The organism is Rhizobium sp. LCM 4573 (genome assembly GCF_001854865.1).
Lineage (GTDB): Bacteria > Pseudomonadota > Alphaproteobacteria > Rhizobiales > Rhizobiaceae > Neorhizobium.
Genome location: NZ_MDDW01000026.1, coordinates 571,674 through 594,991, shown reverse-complemented (window position 1 = coordinate 594,991; position 23,318 = coordinate 571,674). Strand labels below are relative to the sequence as shown.

15 protein-coding genes and 2 pseudogenes are annotated in these 23,318 nt (G+C 59.2%); 10 read left to right on the top strand and 7 right to left on the bottom strand.

Annotated elements, in window-relative coordinates:
* The 3 genes and pseudogenes from LCM4573_RS27550 to LCM4573_RS21840 all read right to left on the bottom strand — a co-directional run.
* Positions 1-525: pseudogene (locus LCM4573_RS27550) on the bottom strand (transposase); the annotation flags it as partial.
* A gap of 505 nt (positions 526-1,030) precedes the next feature.
* A complete protein-coding gene (locus tag LCM4573_RS21845; RefSeq protein ID WP_071008496.1) occupies positions 1,031-1,726 on the bottom strand; it encodes a response regulator transcription factor in 696 nt (231 codons plus the stop codon).
* On the bottom strand, positions 1,723-3,171 hold the full coding sequence (locus tag LCM4573_RS21840) for a HAMP domain-containing sensor histidine kinase (RefSeq protein WP_071008495.1): 1,449 nt from the start codon (positions 3,169-3,171) through the stop codon (positions 1,723-1,725). The genes LCM4573_RS21845 and LCM4573_RS21840 overlap by 4 nt, the downstream gene beginning before the upstream one ends.
* 658 nt (positions 3,172-3,829) lie before the next feature.
* Here LCM4573_RS21840 and LCM4573_RS27985 point away from each other — a divergent pair.
* Together LCM4573_RS27985 and LCM4573_RS21830 are read left to right on the top strand one after the other, a co-directional pair.
* Entirely contained in the window at positions 3,830-4,129 is a 300-nt protein-coding gene (locus tag LCM4573_RS27985) for a hypothetical protein (RefSeq protein WP_131819005.1), read from the top strand.
* A gap of 225 nt (positions 4,130-4,354) precedes the next feature.
* Complete coding sequence (locus tag LCM4573_RS21830; RefSeq protein ID WP_116285653.1) at positions 4,355-9,256, top strand: autotransporter domain-containing protein; 4,902 nt, start codon at positions 4,355-4,357, stop codon at positions 9,254-9,256.
* Between the two features lie 165 nt (positions 9,257-9,421).
* Here the strand turns inward: LCM4573_RS21830 and LCM4573_RS21825 are convergent, their stop codons facing one another.
* Positions 9,422-9,673 carry a DUF1778 domain-containing protein gene (locus tag LCM4573_RS21825; RefSeq protein ID WP_274534863.1) on the bottom strand — a complete coding sequence of 84 codons (252 nt, stop codon included), beginning with the start codon at positions 9,671-9,673 and terminating at the stop codon, positions 9,422-9,424.
* A gap of 339 nt (positions 9,674-10,012) precedes the next feature.
* Between LCM4573_RS21825 and LCM4573_RS21820 the strand changes: the two genes are divergently transcribed.
* From LCM4573_RS21820 to LCM4573_RS21810, 3 genes are all read left to right on the top strand, one after another.
* Entirely contained in the window at positions 10,013-10,960 is a 948-nt protein-coding gene (locus tag LCM4573_RS21820; RefSeq protein ID WP_071008491.1) for an ArdC family protein, read from the top strand.
* A gap of 22 nt (positions 10,961-10,982) precedes the next feature.
* On the top strand, positions 10,983-12,023 hold the full coding sequence (locus LCM4573_RS21815) for a toprim domain-containing protein (protein WP_071008490.1): 1,041 nt from the start codon (positions 10,983-10,985) through the stop codon (positions 12,021-12,023).
* Positions 12,024-12,222: 199 nt separating this feature from the next.
* Positions 12,223-12,444, top strand: a complete 222-nt coding sequence (locus tag LCM4573_RS21810; protein ID WP_071008489.1) for a hypothetical protein — start codon at positions 12,223-12,225, stop codon at positions 12,442-12,444.
* A 283-nt stretch (positions 12,445-12,727) separates the two neighbouring features.
* On the opposite strand, the gene LCM4573_RS21805 is transcribed toward LCM4573_RS21810, so the two are convergent.
* From LCM4573_RS21805 to LCM4573_RS21795, 3 genes are all read right to left on the bottom strand, one after another.
* On the bottom strand, positions 12,728-14,629 hold the full coding sequence (locus LCM4573_RS21805) for an ABC transporter ATP-binding protein (protein WP_071008488.1): 1,902 nt from the start codon (positions 14,627-14,629) through the stop codon (positions 12,728-12,730).
* 14 nt (positions 14,630-14,643) lie between these two features.
* Complete coding sequence (locus tag LCM4573_RS21800) at positions 14,644-16,497, bottom strand: ABC transporter ATP-binding protein (protein ID WP_071008487.1); 1,854 nt, start codon at positions 16,495-16,497, stop codon at positions 14,644-14,646.
* A 636-nt stretch (positions 16,498-17,133) separates the two neighbouring features.
* Entirely contained in the window at positions 17,134-18,027 is an 894-nt protein-coding gene (locus LCM4573_RS21795) for a LysR family transcriptional regulator (protein ID WP_071008486.1), read from the bottom strand.
* A 125-nt stretch (positions 18,028-18,152) separates the two neighbouring features.
* Between LCM4573_RS21795 and LCM4573_RS21790 the strand changes: the two genes are divergently transcribed.
* The 5 genes and pseudogenes from LCM4573_RS21790 to LCM4573_RS28735 all read left to right on the top strand — a co-directional run.
* The gene (locus LCM4573_RS21790) at positions 18,153-19,124 is read left to right on the top strand and encodes a tripartite tricarboxylate transporter substrate binding protein (RefSeq protein WP_071008485.1); all 972 of its coding nucleotides are present in this window, start codon (positions 18,153-18,155) and stop codon (positions 19,122-19,124) included.
* 16 nt (positions 19,125-19,140) lie between these two features.
* A complete protein-coding gene (locus LCM4573_RS21785) occupies positions 19,141-20,646 on the top strand; it encodes a sulfatase-like hydrolase/transferase (RefSeq protein ID WP_071008484.1) in 1,506 nt (501 codons plus the stop codon).
* 39 nt (positions 20,647-20,685) lie between these two features.
* Positions 20,686-21,138 (top strand): tripartite tricarboxylate transporter TctB family protein, encoded by a 453-nt coding sequence (locus LCM4573_RS21780; RefSeq protein ID WP_071008483.1) that lies wholly within the window; start codon positions 20,686-20,688, stop codon positions 21,136-21,138.
* Between the two features lie 4 nt (positions 21,139-21,142).
* Positions 21,143-22,648, top strand: coding sequence for a tripartite tricarboxylate transporter permease (locus LCM4573_RS21775; RefSeq protein ID WP_071008482.1), 1,506 nt, complete (start codon positions 21,143-21,145; stop codon positions 22,646-22,648).
* Positions 22,649-22,968: 320 nt separating this feature from the next.
* A pseudogene (locus LCM4573_RS28735) lies at positions 22,969-23,253 on the top strand (AAA family ATPase); the annotation flags it as partial.
* Positions 23,254-23,318 lie beyond the last annotated feature (65 nt).

Here is a 23,318-nt window from a genome sequence, read left to right as displayed (position 1 = left end):
CCTTGTAAAGGCGATAGATTCGCTTTGGATTGACAGGCCATCCGTCACGCTTGAGCAAAACGTGCACGCGACGATAGCCGTAGCGCACGCGCGTTTGGCAGATGTCCTTGATCTTCAGCTTCAGTTCGGCCTGCTCGCCGCGCCTGGACTTGTAGACATAAAGCGACCGATCAATCTTCAGAACCGCGCATGCGCGCCGGACCGAAACCTTCCAGTCCGTCTTGATCGCGTCGACAAGCTTGCGCTTGCGGGCAGGCCTCAAAGCTTTTTTGATAGCACGTCCTGCAGCATGGCCTTGTCCAGCGACAGGTCGGCGACGATCCGCTTCAGCTTCGCATTCTCTTCCTCGAGCTGCCGCAGACGCTTCATCTCCGAGGGCATCAGGCCGGCGTATTTTTTGCGCCAGTTGTAAAAGGTCGCATCCGAAATTCCTGCCTTGCGGCAGACTTCGCCGACCGGCGTTCCATCCTCTGCCTGCTTCAAAACGAATGCGATCTGCGCTTCCGAAAACTTCGAGGCCTTCATCGAATTCTCCTCTTCTTCCCCGCGGGGATCATAAGTGGAAAATTCCAGTTCTAAATGGCCTAATTTAACGGGGGCACGTCACGAGCCGGTGCCCCTAAGTTAGGCTAGTTTTTAAAATCATACTTGCGAAGATGAACGGATGCAAACAGGAGGTCGTCAGCACATTCCGCAATTGCTGAAAGGACTTCTTCCTCGTTCCAGCCTGCCTCGATAGCAGCAGTGACCATGTCTTTGATTGGCTTCTCGACCACCGATCTGCATTGCAGCAGTCGGGTTCCGTCAGTAGTTTCGAATGTTGGTGACGGGAAACGAGGCATTTCCTTCTAAGTAGAGCATGCAGTTGCTTCGACAAGAGTTGTACTTGCCTGCTTCGTTCTTATCTGAATGCTCTGCCCGTTGTGCTGCCGCACGCAACACGCCCGGTCGACGATGGTACCTGATCTCGTCCAGCCAACTCCAGACTCCTTAGTCGCTGCAGACTTTCCACCATGGGGCTGCGCAGCAGTCAGCGCACAAGAGCTGACGCCGTGAAGGTATAGCCGACACCATAGACGAGCTTAATCGGCGCCGTAACGTCGGCGCGGTCCTCTATCTTGCGCCGCAGCCGGCTGACAATGGCATCGAGATGGCGGTTGCCGAAACTCGACCTTGGACGAGCTAGCATTTCTACCAGGTCTTCACGCTGGCAAAAATCGCCCACGCGGCTGCATAGCACGTTCATGAACGCGAACTCAGTCGCAGTAAGCTTGAGCGAATGCTGATTAGGAGCGGTAAGCGTCCAGTTTGTGCTATCGAGTACCCATTGGTCCCCCGGGTAGTCCACTCCATTGGGTTGATCTGCTGCTCGCCGCAGCAGGCTGCGAATCGCGGCCTCGATTTCACGCAACGTGCTGTGCTTAACGAGATAGATGTCGGCGCCGCTTTCAAATCCGCGGATGCGATCGTCGCTCTCGCCGAGAGCCGTCAGCATGATAATGCCGCAACGATGGGTTTGGCGAATCTGAGCCGCGAGCTCAAAACCATTTCCATCGGGCAATCCGACATCGAGAATGATAACGTCTGGGGATATGCCGCCCGCAAGCGTTTGACGCAGTTCCTGCGCCGTTGCGACCCCACTTGCTGTGAAGCCACATAATCCCAGAAAGTCGGCCAGATCCTTGCGCAACCTCGGTTCGTCTTCAACGATCAGGATGTCCGTCACGCTGTTATCTCCTCTGGCAAAATGACATCGAGCGTGTCACTCGATAAAGGCAGGCTGACGAGAGCTGTCGTTCCGCCTTCATTATTGGAGCGCAACTGAAGCCTTCCGCCGTGATAAGCGAGCAGCTTGCGCGCGGTGTAGAGCCCAAGGCCGGTGCCGGTGCTTGCCTTGGCGTTGGAGGCCCGGAAAARGCGTCGTCCGATTTTGCTCAATTCAGCGTCGGGAATACCTATGCCGCGGTCGCGGACCTCAATCAGGATCGTTCCAGCGTCTCTCCATGCCCGAACACGAATTTTTTGATCGCCTGGCGAATATTTCAGACCGTTGTCGATTAGATTGATGATGACGGTCGCCAACATTTCCGGGTCGGCGTAGAAAGAGACTGTTTCATCATCCACGATGAAATACAGCCGATCACCACGCGCCGTCATTTCGAAATGGAGCCGTACGTCCCCCATGAGGGATCCTACCTGCATCAGCTCAGGTTGAAAGCCATTCTCCCGATCCTCCGCCATGAACCGGTCAATGACGGAAAAAAGGCGATTGAGCRCTTCGCCGATCCCGGTCAGTCGCTCCCGTGTCGCTTCAGGTGATTTATCGCCAACGAGCCCGATCATCTCGACGGCGTTGCGGATGATCGCGAGCGGCGTACGAAACTCGTGACTGACAACGCGCATAAAATCAGCCTGTTCGTCCCGCAGGGCCCGCTCCGCATCGAGGCTCGCATTGAGCTGGTGTTCCAGCCTTTTTCGCTCTTCCACCTCTTCTGACAAAGCATCGTTTTTCCTACGAAGATCGGCAGACAGCCTCCAGCTGACCATGAACAGCAGGGAGGCAAAGAACGCGATCAAGAAGAGTGTACCCTGTAGAAGATACCAGGCATTGCGGTCGGCCAGCACCGGAGCACTCTCAAAGTCGTGCGGCAACCGATACTCGATGATGCTCTGGAGAACGCTGGCTCCCATATACTCCGCGAGCAAAGCGATCGTGATCCAACGCAGAAGCGATGGCTGTGTACGGTCTTTCAGCAGCCAAACGCACATCACCGACATGATCGCGACAGTAAAAAACGTCGAAGTATGGATCCGAATTGCGATGTTATCTGGATCGACCGCAACAGCGACACTCCAAACCACGATCTGGAAAACGAGTAACGACACGCCGAACCAGGTGTATCGCGGCTGTCCAAGAAAACGAGCCAACCCTTCAGCCAGCAGCACAAGGCCCAGCTTGATGACGGTATTGTGCAGCACGACCGCCAAGGCGGCCGGCTCGGAGCCGCGAACGATCATCAGGAAAAGGCCAACGGCTATGGCCGCGAAACCTGCCGCGAGGTACTTGAGCTCATAGAGGTCGCGCCATGCCCGCCAAACAAAGATCAAGGCAACCGCCTGCAGGGTCGCCGTGGYAAGAGCAACAACCAGAATGGTCTTGAGATCAAGCATCCCTACGCAGTTTCACGAGCCGCTCCCTGTTCCCTTTGAGAAATACCTGAAAGGTACAACCTTGCAGCAGTTGGGCGACTTCGCAAGCGCGATCTCCGATTGTGAGATTTGGTAAGAATTGATGCGAAATGATAGGTAGACAGATTATCGCCAATCAAAATATCCAAACCTGAATACAGTCATAGAATCCGAATGYGCAAACGGACGTGCGGCGCTGATTCTCCGGCAGCCGCCGTGCCCAATCCATGATGCCGCGAGATGCAGTCGCGGTCGAGATCATTCGCTGCCAGCAGGCACTCCCCCGTCGACCCGGCTTTGCCGTACGAGGGATCGTACGTCGTTCTCCATCAGGCAGACAGCGAAAACGAGAAACAGACAGAGCCCACCTACTGTCTGAGTATTTACGCGAGGAAATCTACGGATGCACAGTCGTTCGCTGCGTGGCGTTTTCGCTGTTCTCAAGTCCTGGATTTTCCAAGCTTTGCCATCTGGTTGGTCAGTGCCCATGGATGAGATTTTCGTCCCGGCGCGCCTGCCATCTCGATACATAGAGGCATCGGGCAGAATTCCTCCCTCCTGGCTGCGGACCTCAGCGCAGTCAGCCGCATCGAAATGGCATGACGAGGTGTGCGGCGGTCGCGGCGGTCGGATCCAACACGTGACGATCGACAAAGTCGAAATATGCCAGCAGCTATCAGCCAAGACACCAAAGACGTTGCACGTGACCGCACGCTATTGTGGGCGGGCCCAAGACGGAGCATTTCGTTTTCGTCATGACGTATCCGATCCGCGCGGCACTGAGATCATGCGATATGTTTCTCAAGTTGCCTTCAACCCTGAACCGGATCTTCCGGCATACCCAGCCGTTCATGTTGTGCTCACCGAAGTGGCGGGTGAACGCCGTCAAGATCGGCTGATGGAGCGTTCCGCTCAATTGGCAGCGGCAGACGGCTTCTGAAACCTATGCAAAGCTGGACGAGAAGCGCCTCGGCAGCTCACTCGCCAAACCGGCCCAGCGACTGCAAGAATTGGTTAGAATCCAAGAGAATTGATCGGTGGAACCGATATTCATTTTCATCTTATCGTGTGTTGGAACTTGATGCGGCAGTGACGAAGGCTCCGCCGGGCGGTCCTATACGTCAACGGAGTGTCAAGTCTTGGAGGGGGCGTCAGACCCGATGCCATGACAGGCATCGCGCAACGCTTCCCCGCCGCGAAGATGGCCGGTTTCGACGGCCGACCACAGCGTGCGGGGGAATTCATGCCGGTCGTCTCAATTCACAAACATCACTCGAGATCGCGTCTGCTGGCGTTTCTATGCTCCACAGCGTTCACGGGAGCAATGCTGCTGCCGGCGATCCAGTCAACGCCTGCGGGGGCGCAAGCCCTCTATCGCGCGACGGGGGGCCAGGGCATTGGTGGAGGCAGCGGCGGCGATGCGGGCGAGGCAGGTGCTGCGGGCAGCGGCCCGGACGCAGGGGTGGGTGGAGTGGCAGGCACGCAAACCAGCCCGAATGGCGAAGATGGCGGCACTGGCGGATTGTTCGGGAAGGATGGCGGCGGTGGCGGCGGCGGCGGCGGGTACAGCAATGTCATTGAAGGCGACATCTCGACACCGATCAACGGTGGCAGGGGCGGCAATGGTGGTCTGGGTAGTGGAGAATCGGGCTCTGGAGGTGCTGGTGGCGATGGCGTTCTCAATACGGAGACAAACCCGGCAATCTCCGTGACGACTGAAGTTCACGGCGGCGATGGCGGCGATAACCGCTTCCATGTTGGCAGTGGCGGTGGAGGCGGGGCCGGGGCCGGCATAGTGCTTCAAAACAGCGGCACCATCACGATCGAAAACTCAGCGTCCGTTCGTGGCGGAAACGGTGGTAATCCCGACTATTATGGCGGCGGCGGCGGCTCGGGCGTGATCCTGAACACCGGCGGTGATTTAGCCAATCACGGTGATGTTCTCGGTGGCGCTGGCGGTCGGTACGCTGGCGGCGGCGCAGCCGTTGTGATGGGAGGTTTCGGCAGCATCGTCAACGATGGACGCATCATCGGCGGTGCCGGCGGGTGGGCCGGTCCTGCTGGTGCGGCGATCGACCTCAGGAATGGAGGGACGATCACGAACAGCGGGCAGATCACTGGCGGCGAAGGAAACGGTGCTACCAGCGGCGGCTCCAATGGGCTTGCTGGCGGCGCTGGTAGCGGCGGGGCCAACGGCTACATTCCCGGTGCCACCTCGGCGGGAACCGGAGGCGCGGGTATTATCGGCGCAAATGTCTCCATTACCAATTCCGGTATCATTGCCGCCGGCGGCACATCTGGCAACCTTGTCGCCCCAGCCAATGCCGTTACCTTCACCGGTGGCGCCAACCGGCTCGAGTTGCAAGCGGGCTCGACCATCACGGGCAATGTCGATGCCGTTGCCGGCACGGATGATGTTCTGGCACTGGGCGGCGCTGACGATGGTACGTTCGACGCGTCGACCATCGGCGCGGCTTCGCAATATCGCGGTTTCGAGTCTTTCGAGAAAATGGGAGCGGGCATCTGGACGCTGACCGGAACGACCGAGGCTGTGACCCCATGGACGCTGATCGAGGGAACCCTTTCGGTATCCTCGGACGGGCAACTTGGCGACCCTTCCGCGCCAATCACGTTCGATGGCGGAACACTGCGTAACACGGCAGCGTTCACGACAGCGCGCGACGTAACGTTGAACTCAGGCGGAGGCACGTTTCAGACCGATGCCGATCTCACGGCAAGCGGCACGTTCATCGGGACCGGGAGCCTTGTCAAGACCGGAACCGGCACATTGACGCTGACGGGCGATAGTTCGGGCTTCACAGGTGCTGCAACGGTTTCGGAAGGCACGCTCGACATTACCGGCAAGCTGGGATCGAGTTCCGGAACGATCGAATATTCGGGAAGCGATCCGGATGCGACGGCGACTGTGAGGATTGCAGGGCCCAATGCAGTCTGGACGAGCTCCGCCAGCCTGTCGGTCGGAGTTGAACACAGTGGTGTGCTAGTAATTGAGGACGGGGGGCAGGTCGTCAGCGATATGGGAGTAGTGGCCGGCAACATTCCCGGCAGCGGCACGGTGACGGTTTCCGGAGCCAACTCTTCCCTGACGCTCAACAGCATGGCATCGATCGGCCATTATGGGAACGGAACGCTCTCGATTGAAGATGGTGGACGTCTTGACGGAGGCGTAGTCGTTATCGGTGGAGGCGCAAGCTATGCGACTGGCACGGTAAACGTCACGGGCGACGGATCCGTGATGGCGGYGGACACCGCCCTTGCGGTAGGTTTGTACGGTAACGGTACATTGACCTTGGCGGATGGCGGGCATGTTGCCGCTTCCGGTTTGGATATACAAGTCACGGCCCGGAACGACGCAGCCGGGACGATCAATATCGGCGCGGCAAGCGGCGAAGCCGCGCAGGCGGCAGGAACGCTTGATGCGACATCGGTGGTTTTTGGTCCAGGCGCCGGCACACTTGTCTTCAATCATACCGGAGCCCCCGATGGGGCTGATCTGATTTTCAACCCTTCCCTGACCGGTTTGGGGACGGTCCGTCACGAGAGCGGCACGACCGTTCTGAATGCGAACAGTTCCGGCTTTGGCGGGATTTCGGCAATTTCCGGCGGTAAGCTGCTGGTCAATGGCGTCCTCGGCGGCACAGTCGATGTCGAAACCGGAGGGACGCTTGGCGGTTCGGGCACGGTGGGCACGACGATCGTGGCCGACGGGGGGCGTATCACACCAGGCAATTCGGCAGGCATTCTGACGATTGGCGGCGATCTTGCGTTATCAAGCGGCTCAATCCTTGATTTCGAACTGGGTAGTCCGGGAGCCTCGGCCGGCGTTTTTGGGATCAGCGACCGTATCGACGTGACCGGCAGCCTGGCGCTCAATGGTATGCTGAACCTCGCCCAGAGCGGCGATGCGGCCGACGGCGCAGCGGGTCTCGGTTACTATCGACTGATGACCTATGGCGGCCCACTTTCCGGTGTCGGTCTGACCATCGGTGCCACGCCGGCACTTGGCGATCCGGCCGCGTATGAGATCCAGAGTGGCGGCGGCAATGTTGACCTGTTCGTTCAAGCCGCGGGCGACGATACTCTTCAGCATTGGCAGGGCGGCGACGGCACCTGGAACGCTGCGGACGAAAAATGGCTTAACCAGGGTAGCGACATTCTGGTATCCTGGGCGGGCAATCACGCCGTGTTCAAGAACGAGCCGGGCGGTTTCAACGGCGGCACAATCGCGGTCGAGGGCGTGCAGAGCTTCCAGGGGCTGCAGTTCGTCGATAACGGCTATCGCCTGAAAGGAAGCGGCACGCTTCTCACCGACGCTGCCGGTAGCGAGATCCGCGTTCTGGCCGATAGCGCCGAGATTGCCACGGCGATCACCGGTACGGGTGGTATCACCAAGACGCAAGGCGGCACTCTGGTCTTGACCGGCGACAGCTCCAACTTTACCGGCAACACGACGGTTTCGGCGGGCACCCTGATCGTCGGCCTTCCCGGCGGCAGCGGTTCGCTTGGGGGCACGCTGGATATCCTGGCAGGTGGCACGCTGGGTGGTTCGGGCACCGTCGGAACAACGACTATTGCCAACGGCGCCACGATTTCGCCGGGCAACTCCATTGGCACGCTTAAAATAGATGGCGATATCACATTCGAGGCAGGCTCGACTTTCGAAGCGGAGATCGATCCGGCGCTCGACAGCGACCTGATCTATGCAAGTGGCAAAGCAACAATCGATGGCGGCACGGTGCATGCGATCAAAGCTGGCGGCGTCTATACACCTGGTAGCCGCTGGACGATCATCGGCGCGGAAGATGGGGTTGACGGCGCCTTCGATGCGCTCACCCAAAACATGCCCTTCGTCGATCTAGCGCTCGCCTACGAGGCCAACCAAGTCCATATCGACGCCTCACGCAATCAGGTGGCGTTCTGTGACATGGCCCGGACGCGCAACCAGTGCGTCACTGGCGACGGTGTGGAGAGCACAGGTATCGGCAACCAGGTTTATGATGCGCTCGCCGCTGTTCCTGACGAAGCCAGCGCCCGCCAGGCACTTGATGCACTTGCCGGCGAGGTTCACGCCTCTGCCAAGGCGGCGCTGATCGAAGACAGCCGTTTTGTGCGCGAGGCTGCGAGTGCGCGACTGCGTGCCGCATTTGATAGTGTGGGCGCCGGTTCGCAGCCGGTCGTAGCTAATGGGCCGGACGGAATGGAGTTGGCCCCCGGTACAACCGACCGCTTCGCCATATGGGGCCAGGCTTTCGGCTCCTGGGGGTCTTTCGACAACGACGGCAATGCCGTCAGGTTCAATCATGACACCGGCGGCTTGCTGATGGGCGTCGATGGATTTGTCACCGACACCTGGCGTCTCGGCCTGTTCGCTGGTTACAGCCATTCCGAATTCGACATCGGGGACCGGGCATCGTCCGGCTCCAGCGACAATTATCATCTCGGCCTTTATGCTGGCACTCAGTGGGGCAATCTCGGCTTTCGTTCCGGCCTTGCCTATAGCTGGAACGACATTGACACAAGTCGCGCAGTCGCCTTTCCGGGGTTCAGCGAGGGGCTAGCTGCAAACTATGATGCAGGCACCTTTCAGACTTTTGGCGAGCTCGGCTACAGGATCGATGCCGCTGTGGCCTCGTTCGAGCCCTTCGCCAACCTTGCCTACGTGAATCTGCATACCGATGCTTTTACCGAAGCAGGCGGAGCGGCAGCGTTGCACAGCCAAAGCCGCTTCACCGACGTCACTTTCACGACACTCGGCATCCGGGCAGCCGCCGCGTTCGAGGTTGGCGGCATCAAAGCCACTGCGCGCGGCATGGTCGGCTGGCGTCATGCCTTCGGCGGCACAACCATGCTTTCCACCCATGCCTTTGCCGGTTCCGACAGCTTTACCGTCGCCGGCACGCCGATCGCCGAGAATGCCGCCGCCATCGAAGCAGGGCTTGAGCTCAACCTCACTGACACCGCGAAGCTTGGCATTGTCTACCAGAGACAGATCGCAAACGACGCGCGTCAGCACGGCTTCAAGGCAGATCTCAGGGTGAGGTTCTGAATCAATGCTGCAACTGGCCCATTTCTGAGGAAGGACAGGGGGTTGATCGGGAAGGAGTTGGCGACCGATGGAACGGGAGCACTGTTCCGACAGGTTTCGACGTGCAACACTCTGACCGAAGTCAAAACCTTTGTGCTCGTGTTTCCTGAAAATCGGCTCTTCATGTCAGTCCGGAAGCGTCATTTGCGTCGCGAGCGAACGGGCCGCCGCCAGAAGCCTGGCGTTTGGCTTTGGCGGCTTCTCCAGCAGATCCAGCATGAAGCGTGTCTGCTCTTGGTCGAGGCGAAGCCGCTCGGCTTTTTCGATCACGGCCTCGGCGGCCAGCAGTGCATTGCGCAGTACAAAATCTTCGAGGCTGGTGCGCTCAAGTGCTGCCGCACGCATCAGCCTGGCCTTCTCGGCTGGTGACATCTGCATGGGAAGTCGGTTCGTATTTTCTGCGTCGGCTCTGGACGTGGTCATATCCTCGCTAATGGAGACGACAGGTCTTCTTGGGCCCTATTTCAACGTTGGTTGAATAAAAGCATCTATAACAAGCGTACGATGCCCCAGACTTCCGTCCGACACGATCCCTGGACGGTCTGGACGTGGTGCAGGAGCATGCCAGGGAGAGAGGAAGGGAGGGGAAGGGAGGGGTTCTGTAACGGTTTAAGGGGTCGGAGACAGACCAAAGAGTAAGAGAGGTGAGGGGTCCGATCGAACGGGCCTGAGCGGGAGAGAGAGGCTTTCCCCGGTCCGTTGACCGGAGAAAGCATTATGAACAGTAAGTCCCGTAAGCCTTTCCCCAGCCGCCGGCGTCCGGACAAGGATATCTATCAGCGCATCACCGACAAGATCGTAGATCAGCTCGAAACTGGCGTCCGGCCCTGGCATCAACCATGGAGGGTGAATAGCACGCCGACGCGGCCGCTGCGCCATAGTGGCGTGCCCTATCGTGGCATCAACACCATGCTTTTGTGGATGGAAACGACCGCCAACGGCTACGTTTCCCCCTATTGGATGACCTATCGCCAAGCTCAGGAACTTGGTGGGCAGGTCAGAAAGGGCGAAACCTCCGCCCTCGTTGTCTATGCCGGCGCAATCGAGAAGACCGAAGAAGCCGAAAACGGCGAGGAAATCGAACAGCGCATCCCCTTCCTGAAAGGCTACCCTGTCTTCAACTGCGACCAGATCGACAATCTCCCGGCGCGGTTCACCCCCATTCCGACCGAACCGCGCTCGCCCATGGAGCGCTTTGCCCATGCCGACGCCTTCTTCTCTCATACCGGCGCCAGGATCCGCTTCGGTGGCAGCAAGGCATTCTACAGTCCCCTCGAGGACTTCATCGGCATGCCTGTTTTCGAGGCTTTCGAATCTTCCGACGCTTATGTGTCGGTCCTTGCCCACGAAACTGCGCACTGGACGCGCCACCCCACTCGTCTCAACCGCGATCTCGGTCGCAAGACATGGGGCGATGAAGGATACGCGATGGAAGAGGTTGTGGCTGAGCTTTCTGCAGCCTTGATCTGCGCGGATCTCGGCATCGAGAGTGAACCCAGAGAGGATCACGCAGCCTATATCGGCAGTTGGCTGAAGGTTCTGAAAAACGACAAGCGCGCTGTTTTCCAGGCGGCCGCGCATGCTGAACGCGCCGCCGCTTACCTGCACAGCCTGCAGCCCGATGCCCCTTCGACAGACGACGCGCCGCTCGCCGTGACCGTCTGATCTCAGTGAAGGAGGCTTGTCCATGTTATCCGCTTCAGAACTGGCAAACCGTCTCGCGCAAAATGCCGAAGCGGCGTGCCGATATTATCTCTCGTCCGGCCATCGCGCCGGCAATTACTGGATTGTCGGAGATGTCGCCAACAGCAAAGGTGGATCGCTCTATGTCCGCCTGACCGGCCCGCGTGCCGGCAAATGGGTGGATGCGGCGACAGGTCAGTTTGGTGACCTTCTCGACCTTATCCGGGAAGCCCGCAGTCTCCCCGACTTCCGTGACGTGGCTGAGGAGGCGCGATATTTCCTGAGCTTGCCGCAAGTTCGACCCGAGGTGCCTCACGCGGATGAGGCGGGCGGTTTTGCGTCAGTCCGCCGATCAGCAATGGAGCGGGCACAGCGTCTGTTCCGGACAACGCAGGCCCTCGGAGGCACGCTTGCCGATGGCTACCTGCGTCAACGGAGCATCCTGCGGGCTTCAGTCCATCCGGCGTTGCGCTTTCATCCGTCCTGTTTTTGCCGCGATCTGACAACCGGGCGGACAACCAGTTATCCGGCGCTGATTGCGGCCGTCACCGACCATACAGGTGCAATCACGGGCGTGCATCGCACCTGGCTTGATCCCGACGGGGGTGGCAAGGCGAAGGTCGAAAATCCGCGTCGCGCACTCGGCTGCCTGCTCGGCAATGGCGTGCGCTTCCATTTCCCGGCTGCTTCTCCTGTGAGAGTCATCGCGGCGGGTGAGGGGCTCGAATCCATATTGTCGCTATCGCAAGTTATGCCCGACATGGCGATGGTGGCCGGACTCAGCGCCACTCACCTGGCGGCTTTCCAGCCGCCAGGTGAGTGCCTGCGTCTATATATCGCCGCTGATGCGGATGCCGCCGGGCGGCGGGCCATCGAGCGGTTGAGCGGCCGCGCGCGGGCCCTCGGGATACTCCCATTTGTTCTTCTCCCCGAACTGGGCGACTTCAACGAGGATTTGGGCCAGCTTGGTCCTGACCGGCTGACGGCCACCCTGCGCGGACAGCTCGCGCCTGAAGATGCAATGGCCTTTCTTCCCGGCCGATGATGCGGCAAGGGCGGAGAGTAAGCGCCGTGTTGGGGCGGACGAGCCTTTAGCGGGTCAGCCATCGTTGCGACCGCCCCCTCCAGGCCTCTCGGAAACCTTTCCTGGGCGCCACAAGGCCGCAACATGCATCTCTAGCGCGGACCTGGCATTGATCCGTCCGCCAGTATAGACAGCGTTGTGGCAACCGGTCGGAGTGACGATGGAAGACGTAATCATAATCAAGAACCGGGGTGACTTCGGCCTTTGGGCAATTGAAGTCGCCAAGCAGATCGTCAGTGAGCAAGGTTTCGAACTTGCCAGGACAGCCCGTGACGGCACGGAAGACGAGGTTCGCCTTGCGGGCAATGCGCTTGGGCAGGCGATCACCAATGCGCTGCTGGAGGTCTATGACGGACTCCTCCAGGATGTATCAGACGAATAGTTGTCTTCTTGAATTGGTAATGGCGGCATGTTGCCTTCTACCACGCGCAAGATTCATGAGGACGTGGCCAGAGGGCGCCTCGATCATCTTTTGAGCGATGGCTCGAACTAATCGTCGGCGTTCGGGCGGCACAATGTAGAGAGCCACAGGCTGCGGATGTGCTTCCAGTAGGATTGCATTTCGCCTCGTTCTCACACGATCGTCGCTAGCGAATTCGCCTAAGGTGGGGTTTGGAAGCCGACGGTCGAGAGAGAGTTTCATCAACGCAACGGCTTAGCTATTTCTACGTTGTCGAAACTTCAGCTTCTTTCTCGGAGACAATGTCATCCGGTATGTCGTCAAAGGAGGCGTAGTTGAGATTGTAGAGCCTGGAATAGAGCTTGCCGTTCTCCATTAGCTCATGGTGATTGCCGCTTTCGACTAGTTCGCCATTCTGCAGCACGATGATGCGGTCCGCCTCGCGGATCGTCGCAAGGCGGTGGGCGATGACCAGGCCGGTGCGGCCCTCGAGCAGTTTCACCAATGCTTTCTGGATCAGCATTTCCGTATAGCTGTCGATATTGGCGGTCGCTTCGTCGAGCACGAGGATTTTTGCGTCCGCCACCAGCGCGCGGGCAAAGCTGATGAGCTGCCGCTGCCCGAGCGAAAGATTGCCGCCGCGCTGCCCGAGAATGTTCTCGTAACCGTCGGGCAGGCGCATGATGAAATCATGGGCGCCGACGGCCTTGGCCGCCTCGATCACCTGTTCGCGGGTCGCGTCGGTCTTGTGATACCGGATGTTCTCGAACACCGTTCCGGTGAAGAGGAAGGGTTCCTGCAGCACCATGGCGATCTGGCGGCCGAGCGAATCCTGCGTGAGGTCGCGCACGTCGTGACCACCGACCAGAACCTGGCCCCCCTGAACCTCGTAGAAACGATGGATCAGCGACATGCAGCTCGACTTGCCGGAACCCGTCGGGCCGACGAGTGCGACGGTTTCGCCGGGGTTCACCTTGAAGCTTACATGCTTCAGCACCGGATGCTTCGGATTGTAGCCGAAGACGACGTCGCGGAACTCCACCGAACCATCCATGTCGGGTGAAAGCACCTTGGCATCCGGCGCGTCCTTGATGTCGACCGGCACGTCCAGCACATCCGTCAACCTCTGGCCCGAAGCCATGGCGCGCTGCATGACGGAGTATTGCAGGGTCAGCGAACGGATCGGATCGAAGAAGCGCTGGATATAAAAGAGGAAGGCGATCATGACACCGACGTCAAGCTCCTGGTCCAGCACGCGCGCGCCGCCGACCACGATCACGAGCGCCATGGCGAGGCCGGTCAGCGAATCCACGATCGGCACCATGACCTGCGCATACTTCGCAGCGGTGAGATGGGTTTTCAGATTGGCGCGCGCCTTGTCGTCGTAGAGCGTGAAGTTGACGCGCTCGCGGTCCATGCTCTGCACGGCGCGAACGCCATGGATCGCCTCGGCGAGTGCGCCATTCGCCACGGAATTCGTCTCATGCGCCGCCATGAAGGACTTTCGGGCGCGCGGCAGCCAGAAGATGCGGACGACGAAGAGCACGGGAAGCGCCGAGAGCGTCAGCAGGCCGAGCTTCAGGTCGAGATAGAGCATGACGAAAACGATGCCGAAAAGCAGGGCGATATCGCCAACTGAAAGCACCGAGGTTTCGAGGAATTCCTGCATCGAGTTCACGTCGCCCTGCAGACGCGACATCAGCCGGCCGACTTCCGTCTTGTCCATCCAGGACAGCGAGACGCGCTGCAGATGCGCGAACATCGCCTTGCGGATGTCGAAGAGCACGTCCTCGGCGACGTTGCCGACGAGGGTTTCCTGCACATAGCTTGCGCCGAAATTGACCAGGATCGCCACCAGGAAGGCGACGATCGACCAGGTGAGCACGCTGTGATCGACGCTGCCCGGCTGCATGCCGTGGTCGATCGCGTAGCGGATGATCAGCGGAACCAGGAGCTGCATGGCGGTAAAGGTCAGCACCGCCACCACGGCCCAGTAGATCTTCACGCGGTAGGGGCGCACGAAGGCCCAGATGCGTTTGATGATATTGCCGTCGAAAACCTTGCCGAAGATCTCCTCTTCGATGCGGTGCGAACCGACGACCGCGCGGGGAGGGCGCCTGCCGTCTTCGCGAACGTCGGCACGCTCGGTTTCCAGTTCCTCGGCCATCTGCAATTCCTCCCTCAGGCCGTCAGCGCTTCGTCGCCGGGGCGGACCTGCAGATCGTAAAGCGCCTTGTAGCGCCCGCCGAGCGCCAGTAACTTGTCATGCGTCCCGCTTTCGACGATGCGGCCGTTTTCCATGAACAGGATCTGGTCCGCATGCATGAGCGAGCTCAAACGGTGGGCTACGATGATCGTCACGCGATCGGCGGCGTATCTGCGCATAGCGCTTCGGATGCGCTGTTCAGTGCCGGCGTCGATCGCCGCGGTCGAGTCGTCGAAGACCATCACGGCGGGCTTGAGCATCAGCGCGCGGGCGATCGAAAGCCGCTGGCGCTGGCCGCCGGAAAGCGAGACGCCGCGCTCGCCGACCACCGTGCCGTAACCGGTCGGCAGGCCGAGCACATAATTATGGAGCTGAGCGCTTTCGCTGGCGCGTTCGATGCGGGCGTCCTTGGCCCAGGGGTCGCCATAGGCGATGTTGTTCTCGATCGTCGTGGTGAACAGGAAGGAATCCTGCTGCACGACCGCGACCGAGCGGCGCAGCGATTGCAGCGTGGCATGGCGGATATCCTGCCCGTCGATGGTGATCCTGCCGCCGGTGACGTCGTAGAAGCGAGGGATCAGATGGGCGAGCGTGGACTTGCCGCTGCCGGGCGGGCCGACGATGCCGATCGTCTCGCCGCGCCTCGCTTCGAAGGTGATATCCGTCAGCACCTGGTGCGTTTCGGCACTCGGATAAGCGAAGTTCACGTGTTCGAAACGCAGCGTGCCGTCGGTGACCTTCAAATCCTTGGCGTCCTTCTCGTCCTTAATGGCGATGTCGAGGTCGAGCAGCTCGAAAAGGCGGGCGCCGCAGGTCGAGGCGCGGGCAAACGCGTTCACCATCAGCCCGAGCTGGCGCACCGGCATCTGCAGGATGGTCATGAAGGTGAGGAAGGAGGTGAGCGTGCCCACCGTCATTTCGCCAGCCATCACCTTGCCGCCGCCGACCCAGAGAACGAGGCCCATGGCCGCGAAGAAGGAAAAGGTCATGGCGCTGGTGTTCGCCACGCGGATGCCGACGCGCTGATGCGCAAGCGAAAGCGCGCTCTTCGAGGCGGTTTCGAACTTGTCGAGTTCGTGTTCCTGGGCGGCAAAGGCGCGCACAACCCGGATACCGCCGAGGTTTTCCTCCATGACCCGGGTCAGAACCGAAAGCCGCTCCTGCAGGTCGAGCCAGGTGGCGCGTAGACGAAGCTGCGTGACCGAGGAGCGCCAGCCGACGAAAGGCACGAAGCTCAATGCCAGAAGGCCGAGCACGAGATCGGTCGAGAGGAGGAGATAGGCGCCGATGCCGATCAGCATGGTGAGCAGGATCATGCGCACCAAGGCGGTCGAGAAATACATGCGCACGCCTTCGAGATCGAGAAGACCAATCGTGATCAGGTCACCCGAATGCATGCTGTCGTGGAAACTGAAGGAGAGGCGCTGGATCTTCTCGTAACAGGCCAGCCTCAACCGATAGCCCATGTGGTGGCCGACAGCCTCGCTGTAATAGTTCTGGATCAGCGTGAAGATGCCACGCAACACGCTTGCGCCAAGCAGGAGAAGGGCGGTTGTCAGTAGTGCGTCCTGTGCGGCTTGGCCGGCACCGCCGCCCGTCAAAACCACCTGCGTGTGATCGACTGCCTGGCCGAGAAGCTGCGGGATCATCAACTGGAAGGTGGACGCAACAAGGGTCGCGCCGATCGCAAAGCCCGATTGCCAGGGATGGCGGAAGGCCATGACGGTGATGCGGGTCAGGATCGAAAGGCCCTTGCCCCAGCCTGCCGCATTCACAAGCGCAAGCGAAGTCGATAGCTTCGCGGCGCGAACTGTCGCATCGCTGCTCACGGTTTTATTCCAAAATCACTGATCTGGACAAAATTATCCAGGAAGACGGGGGTTATGAGATGAAGAATCGCGTGCTACGCACGGAAGGGTAAAGCTCCTCCCAAAGCGGCTAAATCTTTAGGGCATCTTCCTGATTCTATCAAGGCTGATCCAGAACGATTTGAGCGGAATATATACCACTTCGAAGGTTGCTGGCGACGGGACGGTGGTCGGTTCACAGGGCATATTCCTGATGCTGGGCAGTCTCGCTGATGCCTGTAGCCTCATGATCGATGGCGGATTTGATGGGTATTTCGCTGAAGGCCGCGCGTAGGCGGTATAGGATGTGGCAGGCTGCACGTGAAGCACGACGCCCGCCCGTTGATCTCTCAATCTTCCTGGAGCGAAAATTCTATCGCCGCTATCGCGACGACTAGACCTGTACACCTTGAAGGCGCGCAAAACTTAGCAGCTCAGAGAAGCTGAGTTGCTTTTCTTCGGTGAACCATCATTGCAATGATGGATATGCGTTCCAATTGCAAGGTTGATTTTTTTATTGTTTGTGACGCGGTTCAAACGCGCTGCAGGTGGCTCGACCTTTGTGGTTAATTTGCATCGACAGTTGAGGGTTTATTTTCGTGCTTACGAATGACCTCGTTAATTAGGCTTGGCGAAAAACCTCCTCGCCATTTCCATGAAACGCATACTCGTTGCGCTGCTGTCGTCAGATCGCTTGGCGATGAGCATTTCCGCCATAGGCGAGTGATCGGCATGGAGGGGCTTGTAAACCACCCCCTCAAGCTGCAATTTCGTGATCGAGTGAGGAAACAGAGCAATCCCAAGACCACCAGCAACCAGACCCAGGATAGCATGCAGTTCGTTGACCTCCTGGACAACCTTCAATTGAACTCCCGCCCTTTTGAAATAAGGCTGGAAGTTTCCTTGCACGTAGCGGGCTTTGATTCGCCGGGTCGTGATGAGACCTTCGTCGGCCAGTTCCTCGAGCTTGATCATTTTCGACGCTGCCAGTTGGTGGCCTGCCGATAGGGCAACGACGTAAGGCTCACGCAGCAGCAGAGCGGTTTCGAAATCCTCGTCATCGAAGACAGGGCGCAGCAGACCGATCTGTATGCGGCCGGCCCGCAATGCTTCCACTTGCTCGGCGGAAATCATCTCGTGGAGGATGAGATTGACACCGGGGTAGCGGCGCGCGAATTCCGAGGTGAGGGTCGGTAGGACATTGAGGGCGGCTRCATCCGCAAAACCGATTGTCAGCCGCCCGACGTGTCCTTGCGCGGCCCGCTTTGCCATGTCGATCGCCAGTGTTAGTTGCTTTAACGCGATGCTGCCTTCCTCAAGCAGACTGCCGCCGGCATCGGTCAGGGATACACGACGCCGCGTACGATCGAACAGTTGCACGCCAAGTTCCTGCTCCAGCTTGGAAATCTGTTGGCTGAGCGCTGACTGCGTTATCCGCAATCGTTCTGCCGCCCGAATGAAATGCAGTTCCTCGGCAAGCACGATGAATGAAGTAAGAAGCCGCTGATCCATGTCGCCTCTTATTAGATGTTCTAATTTCTAAATCAGAGAAGAACAGGATAGCTTATATTTCGCGCTCTGGCTATCGTCACGGCGCGCGGTTCTTGAGGAGTGCCGCAAATACTAAGGGAGGTATCATGAAAGCTCTATTTGAAACTGCAATCGCCGCCACAATTGCGCTGGGGCTTCAGGCGCCGGCAGCTTCGGCTCAGGATAACTGGCCTGTGAAACCGATCACCTTGATCGTTCCCTTCGCTCCAGGCGGGAACACAGATCTAATCGCAAGAACGATCGCGCCGAAGCTGAGCGAGAAACTGGGACAATCGGTTGTCGTCGAAAATCAGCCGGGAGCAGGTGGCACGATCGCGACGACCGCGCTCAAGTCTGCCACGCCGGATGGCTATACGATGGCGATCGGCGACATCAGCACGCATGCGATCAGTCCGCATGTCTATAAGAATCTCACCTATGATCCGATCAAGGATTTCCAGCCGATTATCCAGATCACCTCTGTTCCTCTGCTTCTCGTCGTCAATCCTGAGGTCAAGGCCAATACGGTCGAGGAACTGATCGCGCTGGTGAAGAAGGAACCTGACAGTTTCTCCTATGCATCCTCCGGAAACGGATCGCCGCAGCATCTGGCTTTCGAATATTTCAAGAGCCTGGCCGGCATCAACCCAGTTCATATTCCCTATAACGGATCGGCCCCCGCGCTGACGGATGTCATTGCCAGTCATGTCCAGATGATGATCGATGGGACTGCCGTTCCCCATGTGAAGAATGGTGCACTTCGCGCACTTGCCGTAACGGGCGCTGAGCGGTCACAGGCCCTGCCGGATATACCCACCATGGCCGAGGCAGGCGTCAAGGACTATCTCTTTGCCTCCTGGCACGGGGTCTTTTATCCGGCCGGCGTGCCGGCGGAGATCGTCAACCGCGTGAATGAAGCGCTCGATGAGGCGATCAAGCAGGACGATGTGAAGAAGCGTTTCGCCGAGCTCAACATCGGCATCGCAGGTGGTTCGCCCCAGCAGTTCGCTGACTTCATAGCCACCGAAAACGACAAGATGAAACAGCTCGTTGAAGCCTCCGGCGCGACGAAAGACTGACAGGTCTCGGAGTATCATGAAACACACCTATCCGGAGGACAGACCGGCTCGGCCCAATGTCCTCTTCGTGACCGTCGATCAGTGGCCGGGCAATCTGCTTGGCTGCGCGGGCCATCCGGTGATCGAGACGCCGACGCTTGACCATCTCGCTTCCATCGGCACGCGGTTCTCGCGTGCTTACGCGGAATGCCCGATCTGCATTCCGGCTAGACGCTCGATCATGACGGGTACGAGTCCGCGCCGGCACGGCGATCGGGTATTTCAGCCGTCGCTGCGCATGCCGGCCGATCTACCCACACTTGCCGCCACCTTCGGCAGCAACGGTTATCAGACCCAGGCGATCGGCAAGCTCCACGTCTATCCCCAAAGGGACCGTATCGGCTTCGATGACGCCCTGCTAGCGGAAGAAGGGCGAGGCGCTCTTGGCGGCACGGACGACTACGAAATGTTCTTGGCCGACAGAGGACATGCCGGCCGGCAATTCATGCACGGCATGAGCAACAACGAATACAGTTGGCGCACCTGGCATTTGCCGGAAGAGCTGCACGTCACCAACTGGACCACGTGGGCGGCCGCCCGCAGCATCAAGCGGCGCGACCCGACRCGCCCCGCTCTCTGGCATGTTTCCTACACGCCGCCGCATCCGCCCCTGATACCGCTCGCGAGCTACCTCGAACGCTACAGAGCGCGCGATGTCGACGAGCCTTTCGTCGGTGCCTGGGCGGAAGATACAGACACGCTGCCACATCCGCTGAGGCTGACGCGCGAGTACTGGGCAAAGCTGCCGGGGGCTCAGCTCGCCGATATGCGCAGGGCATTCTATGCGCTTTGCACGCATATCGACCACCAGATCCGAATCCTCATCGGGACGCTGCGCGAGGAGCAGATTCTCGACGATACGGTTATCTTGATCACCAGCGATCACGGCGACATGCTGGGCAATCATGGTTTTTACGCCAAGCGCCTGATGTATGAGGGGTCGGCGAACATTCCGATGATCCTCGTCGGGACCGCGGCAGACGCGCGGGTCGGTAGAGGTGCCGTGGATACCCGTCTTGTCGGTCTGCAGGACGTCATGCCGACACTGCTCGCGCTCTGTGATCTGGCGATACCGGATACCTGCGAGGGGCGCCCCATGGTGGGCAACGAGCGCCGCGACTTTCTTTACGCCGAGGCTCTTTCGGGAGCGAAGGCCATGCGGATGGTCCATGACGGTCGCCACAAACTGATCTGGTATCCGGCAGGCTCGCACTTCCAGCTCTTCGACCTCGAAAATGACCCGCGGGAAATGCACGATGTGTTCGAGGACGCTTCCTATGCGGAAGTCGCTTCAGCCCTGCAGCAGCGTTTGCGGGAAGAGCTCTATGGCGATGATCTGCTTGCCGTCGACTTACAGGAATTCAAAGGTGTGCCCATCCCGGCTCATCAGGTGGAGCCGAACCGCGGCCTCTCGGGACAGCGCGGCCTCCACTTTCCGGCGCCGCCTCTGCAGGATCCCTCGAAGGTAGTCGGAGGCGTCTGAAGGGTTCAGTGCTGTCATTGTTTATGGGAGGTTTCGAACATGCACGCCTTTATGGGCATTGACCGTTTGGCGGGGCTGATCTTTATCCTGCTGGGTGTGATCTTCCTCTGGCTCGGACTTGATTTCGGCTTCGGTTCCATGCTGCGCATGGGGCCGGGTTTCTTTCCCGTCATCCTTTCCGGGCTGCTGATCGTGGCCGGTCTCGTGATCTCGGTGAAAAGTTTTGCCGCTGACGAGCCAGTTACGATACCTCGTCTTGGTCCGATGGCGCGAGTGCTCGGTGCGATGATCGTTTTCGCAGCCTTCATGCAGCCTCTGGGCAGTTATCTGACACTGCCCGTCGTCGTAATTTTGGCGGCGTCTGCGAGCCCGGCGTTTCGATGGAGGCCCGCCCTGCTGCTCGCGGCCGGCCTGACGCTCTGTTCCGACCTGATCTTCCGCCTCGCCCTCGGTCTGCCGCTTCATCCGGTCGGCACCTGGATCGGAGGCTGATACAATGGAATTGCTCTCCCACCTGGCCCTTGGTTTCGAAACGGCGCTCACGCCTCTCAATCTCTTTTATTGCTTTGCCGGTGTGCTGATTGGAACCTTGATCGGTGTCCTGCCCGGACTGGGGCCGGCACCGACCGTGGCCATGTTGCTGCCGCTGTCATTCGGCCTGCCGCCGGTTTCCGCTTTCATCATGCTGTCCGGCATATTCTACGGCGCCCAATACGGTGGATCGACCACCGCAATCCTTATCAATACACCTGGAGAGTCCTCCTCCGTTGTCACCGCGCTCGACGGCTATCAAATGGCTCGCAAGGGGCGGGCGGGGGAAGCTCTCGCGATGGCGGCCATGGGATCGTTCGTCGCCGGGACCATCGCCACCTTCATCATCGCCCTGCTTGCCCCGCCTTTGGCGAGAGCTGCACTGCTGTTCGGACCGGCGGAATATTTCTCGCTGATGGTCCTCGGCATCATAGCAGCCATAGCGCTCGCTCACGGCTCCATTGTCAAAGCGATCGCAATGGCGATCCTCGGTCTGCTGTTCGGGCTCGTCGGCACGGATATCACCTCCGGCGTGCGACGGTACACATTCGGAATGCTGGATCTTTATGATGGTATCGCGATCGTGGCTTTGGCTATGGGATTGTTCTCCATAGCCGAAGTCCTGCGCAATCTCGATGACCGCTCCGAACAGGAGGTAGGCGCTGCGCAGATTACTGGCCTGTTGACGGGTTTGGCGCGCTTTCGCGAAGCTCTGGGATCGATCTTGCGAGGCACGGCCATCGGTTCCGTGCTCGGGATTTTACCCGGAGGAGGGGCGACCCTCTCTTCATTTGCTTCCTACGCAATCGAAAAGAAGATTTCCGGTGAGCCGGAAAAGTTTGGCAGCGGGGTGCTGCAGGGACTGGCCGGGCCTGAAGCGGCCAATAATGCCGGCGCCCAGACTTCGTTCATTCCGATGCTCACACTCGGCCTGCCGTCCAATCCGGTCATGGCCTTGATGATCGGCGCTCTGATGATCCATGGCATCCAGCCAGGGCCGAACGTGATCTCGGAACAGCCGGCGCTATTTTGGGGTCTCATCGTTTCGATGTGGATCGGAAACGCCATGCTGGTCGTGCTTAACCTTCCGCTGGTCGGACTGTGGGTGAGGCTCCTCACATTTCCCTATCATCTGCTTTTTCCGACGATCATCGTCATCACTTGCATAGGCGTGTTCAGCTTCTCCAATTCAATGTTCGACGTGTGGATGCTGATCATCTTCGGAGCGGCGGGCTACTGCTTTGTCAAACTGCGATGCGAGCCTGCACCGATGCTGCTCGGTTTCATCCTGGGGCCGATGATGGAAGAGCATCTTCGTCGCGCGCTGCTGTTATCGCGCGGTAATGCGATGGTACTGATTGAAAGGCCGATCAGCGCGGCCATGTTGCTCCTGGCCGCACTGTTGCTGATAGCGCCGGCTCTTTCGATCGTACGCAGAAGACGGGAGGAGATATTCGCGGAAGAAAGTTAGGTCCCTGACGAACAATGCTGGGTCGACCTCGTTCAAGAACTGCGTTCCTTCCGTTTGGAAGATCAGTCGGCTGGCGGTGCAGAACTATGCACAGATGCTTTCGCCTCGCTTCTGATCAGGTAGCACTCCGTTGAGGGCTCACTAGGTCAGTTCCGCGACAAATCAGCGAAAGATTCAGCAGCGCCTGCGTGACCTTTTTCCGACCCCATGCCGCCATCTGGCATGTCGCCTACTTTGAATCAGCCGCCTGCGTGATTTCAAACGGTCACGCCTCGACTTTCAATCAGTCGGCGTCGTAGTTTCAAATGGTCATCAAAGGAATGAAGCTGTGGCGCTGTAGAAAGGCTGTTGAGCGACGCGTTGCCGACGCCATGTCAGACACGCGAGTGGTATTGATCGTAGGTCCTCGACAATCAGGAAAAACCACGTTGGCCAAGAAGATGGCCAACCTGGGGATGGAGTATTACACGCTAGATAATGCGACAACCTTGGACGCAGCGCGACAGGATCCAGCTGGCTTTGTAAGATGTATGGATCGCGCCATTGTCGATGAAATTCAGCGCGCCCCCGAGTTGTTGCTGGCCATCAAGGAAAGCGTGGATACCGTCGATATCGTTATCGAAGACAGAAGAGGGAGAGTTGTCGGTATCGAGATAAAAGCGGCAGCGGC

Coding starts and splice junctions, on each gene's coding strand:
- LCM4573_RS21815 (WP_071008490.1), top strand. CDS start 10,983: ATGTTATCCGCTTCAGAACTGGCAAACCGTCTCGCGCAAAATGCCGAA.
- LCM4573_RS21775 (WP_071008482.1), top strand. CDS start 21,143: ATGGAATTGCTCTCCCACCTGGCCCTTGGTTTCGAAACGGCGCTCACG.
- LCM4573_RS21805 (WP_071008488.1), bottom strand. CDS start 14,629: ATGGCCGAGGAACTGGAAACCGAGCGTGCCGACGTTCGCGAAGACGGC.
- LCM4573_RS21810 (WP_071008489.1), top strand. CDS start 12,223: ATGGAAGACGTAATCATAATCAAGAACCGGGGTGACTTCGGCCTTTGG.
- LCM4573_RS21790 (WP_071008485.1), top strand. CDS start 18,153: ATGAAAGCTCTATTTGAAACTGCAATCGCCGCCACAATTGCGCTGGGG.
- LCM4573_RS21780 (WP_071008483.1), top strand. CDS start 20,686: ATGCACGCCTTTATGGGCATTGACCGTTTGGCGGGGCTGATCTTTATC.
- LCM4573_RS21820 (WP_071008491.1), top strand. CDS start 10,013: ATGAACAGTAAGTCCCGTAAGCCTTTCCCCAGCCGCCGGCGTCCGGAC.
- LCM4573_RS21825 (WP_274534863.1), bottom strand. CDS start 9,673: ATGCAGATGTCACCAGCCGAGAAGGCCAGGCTGATGCGTGCGGCAGCA.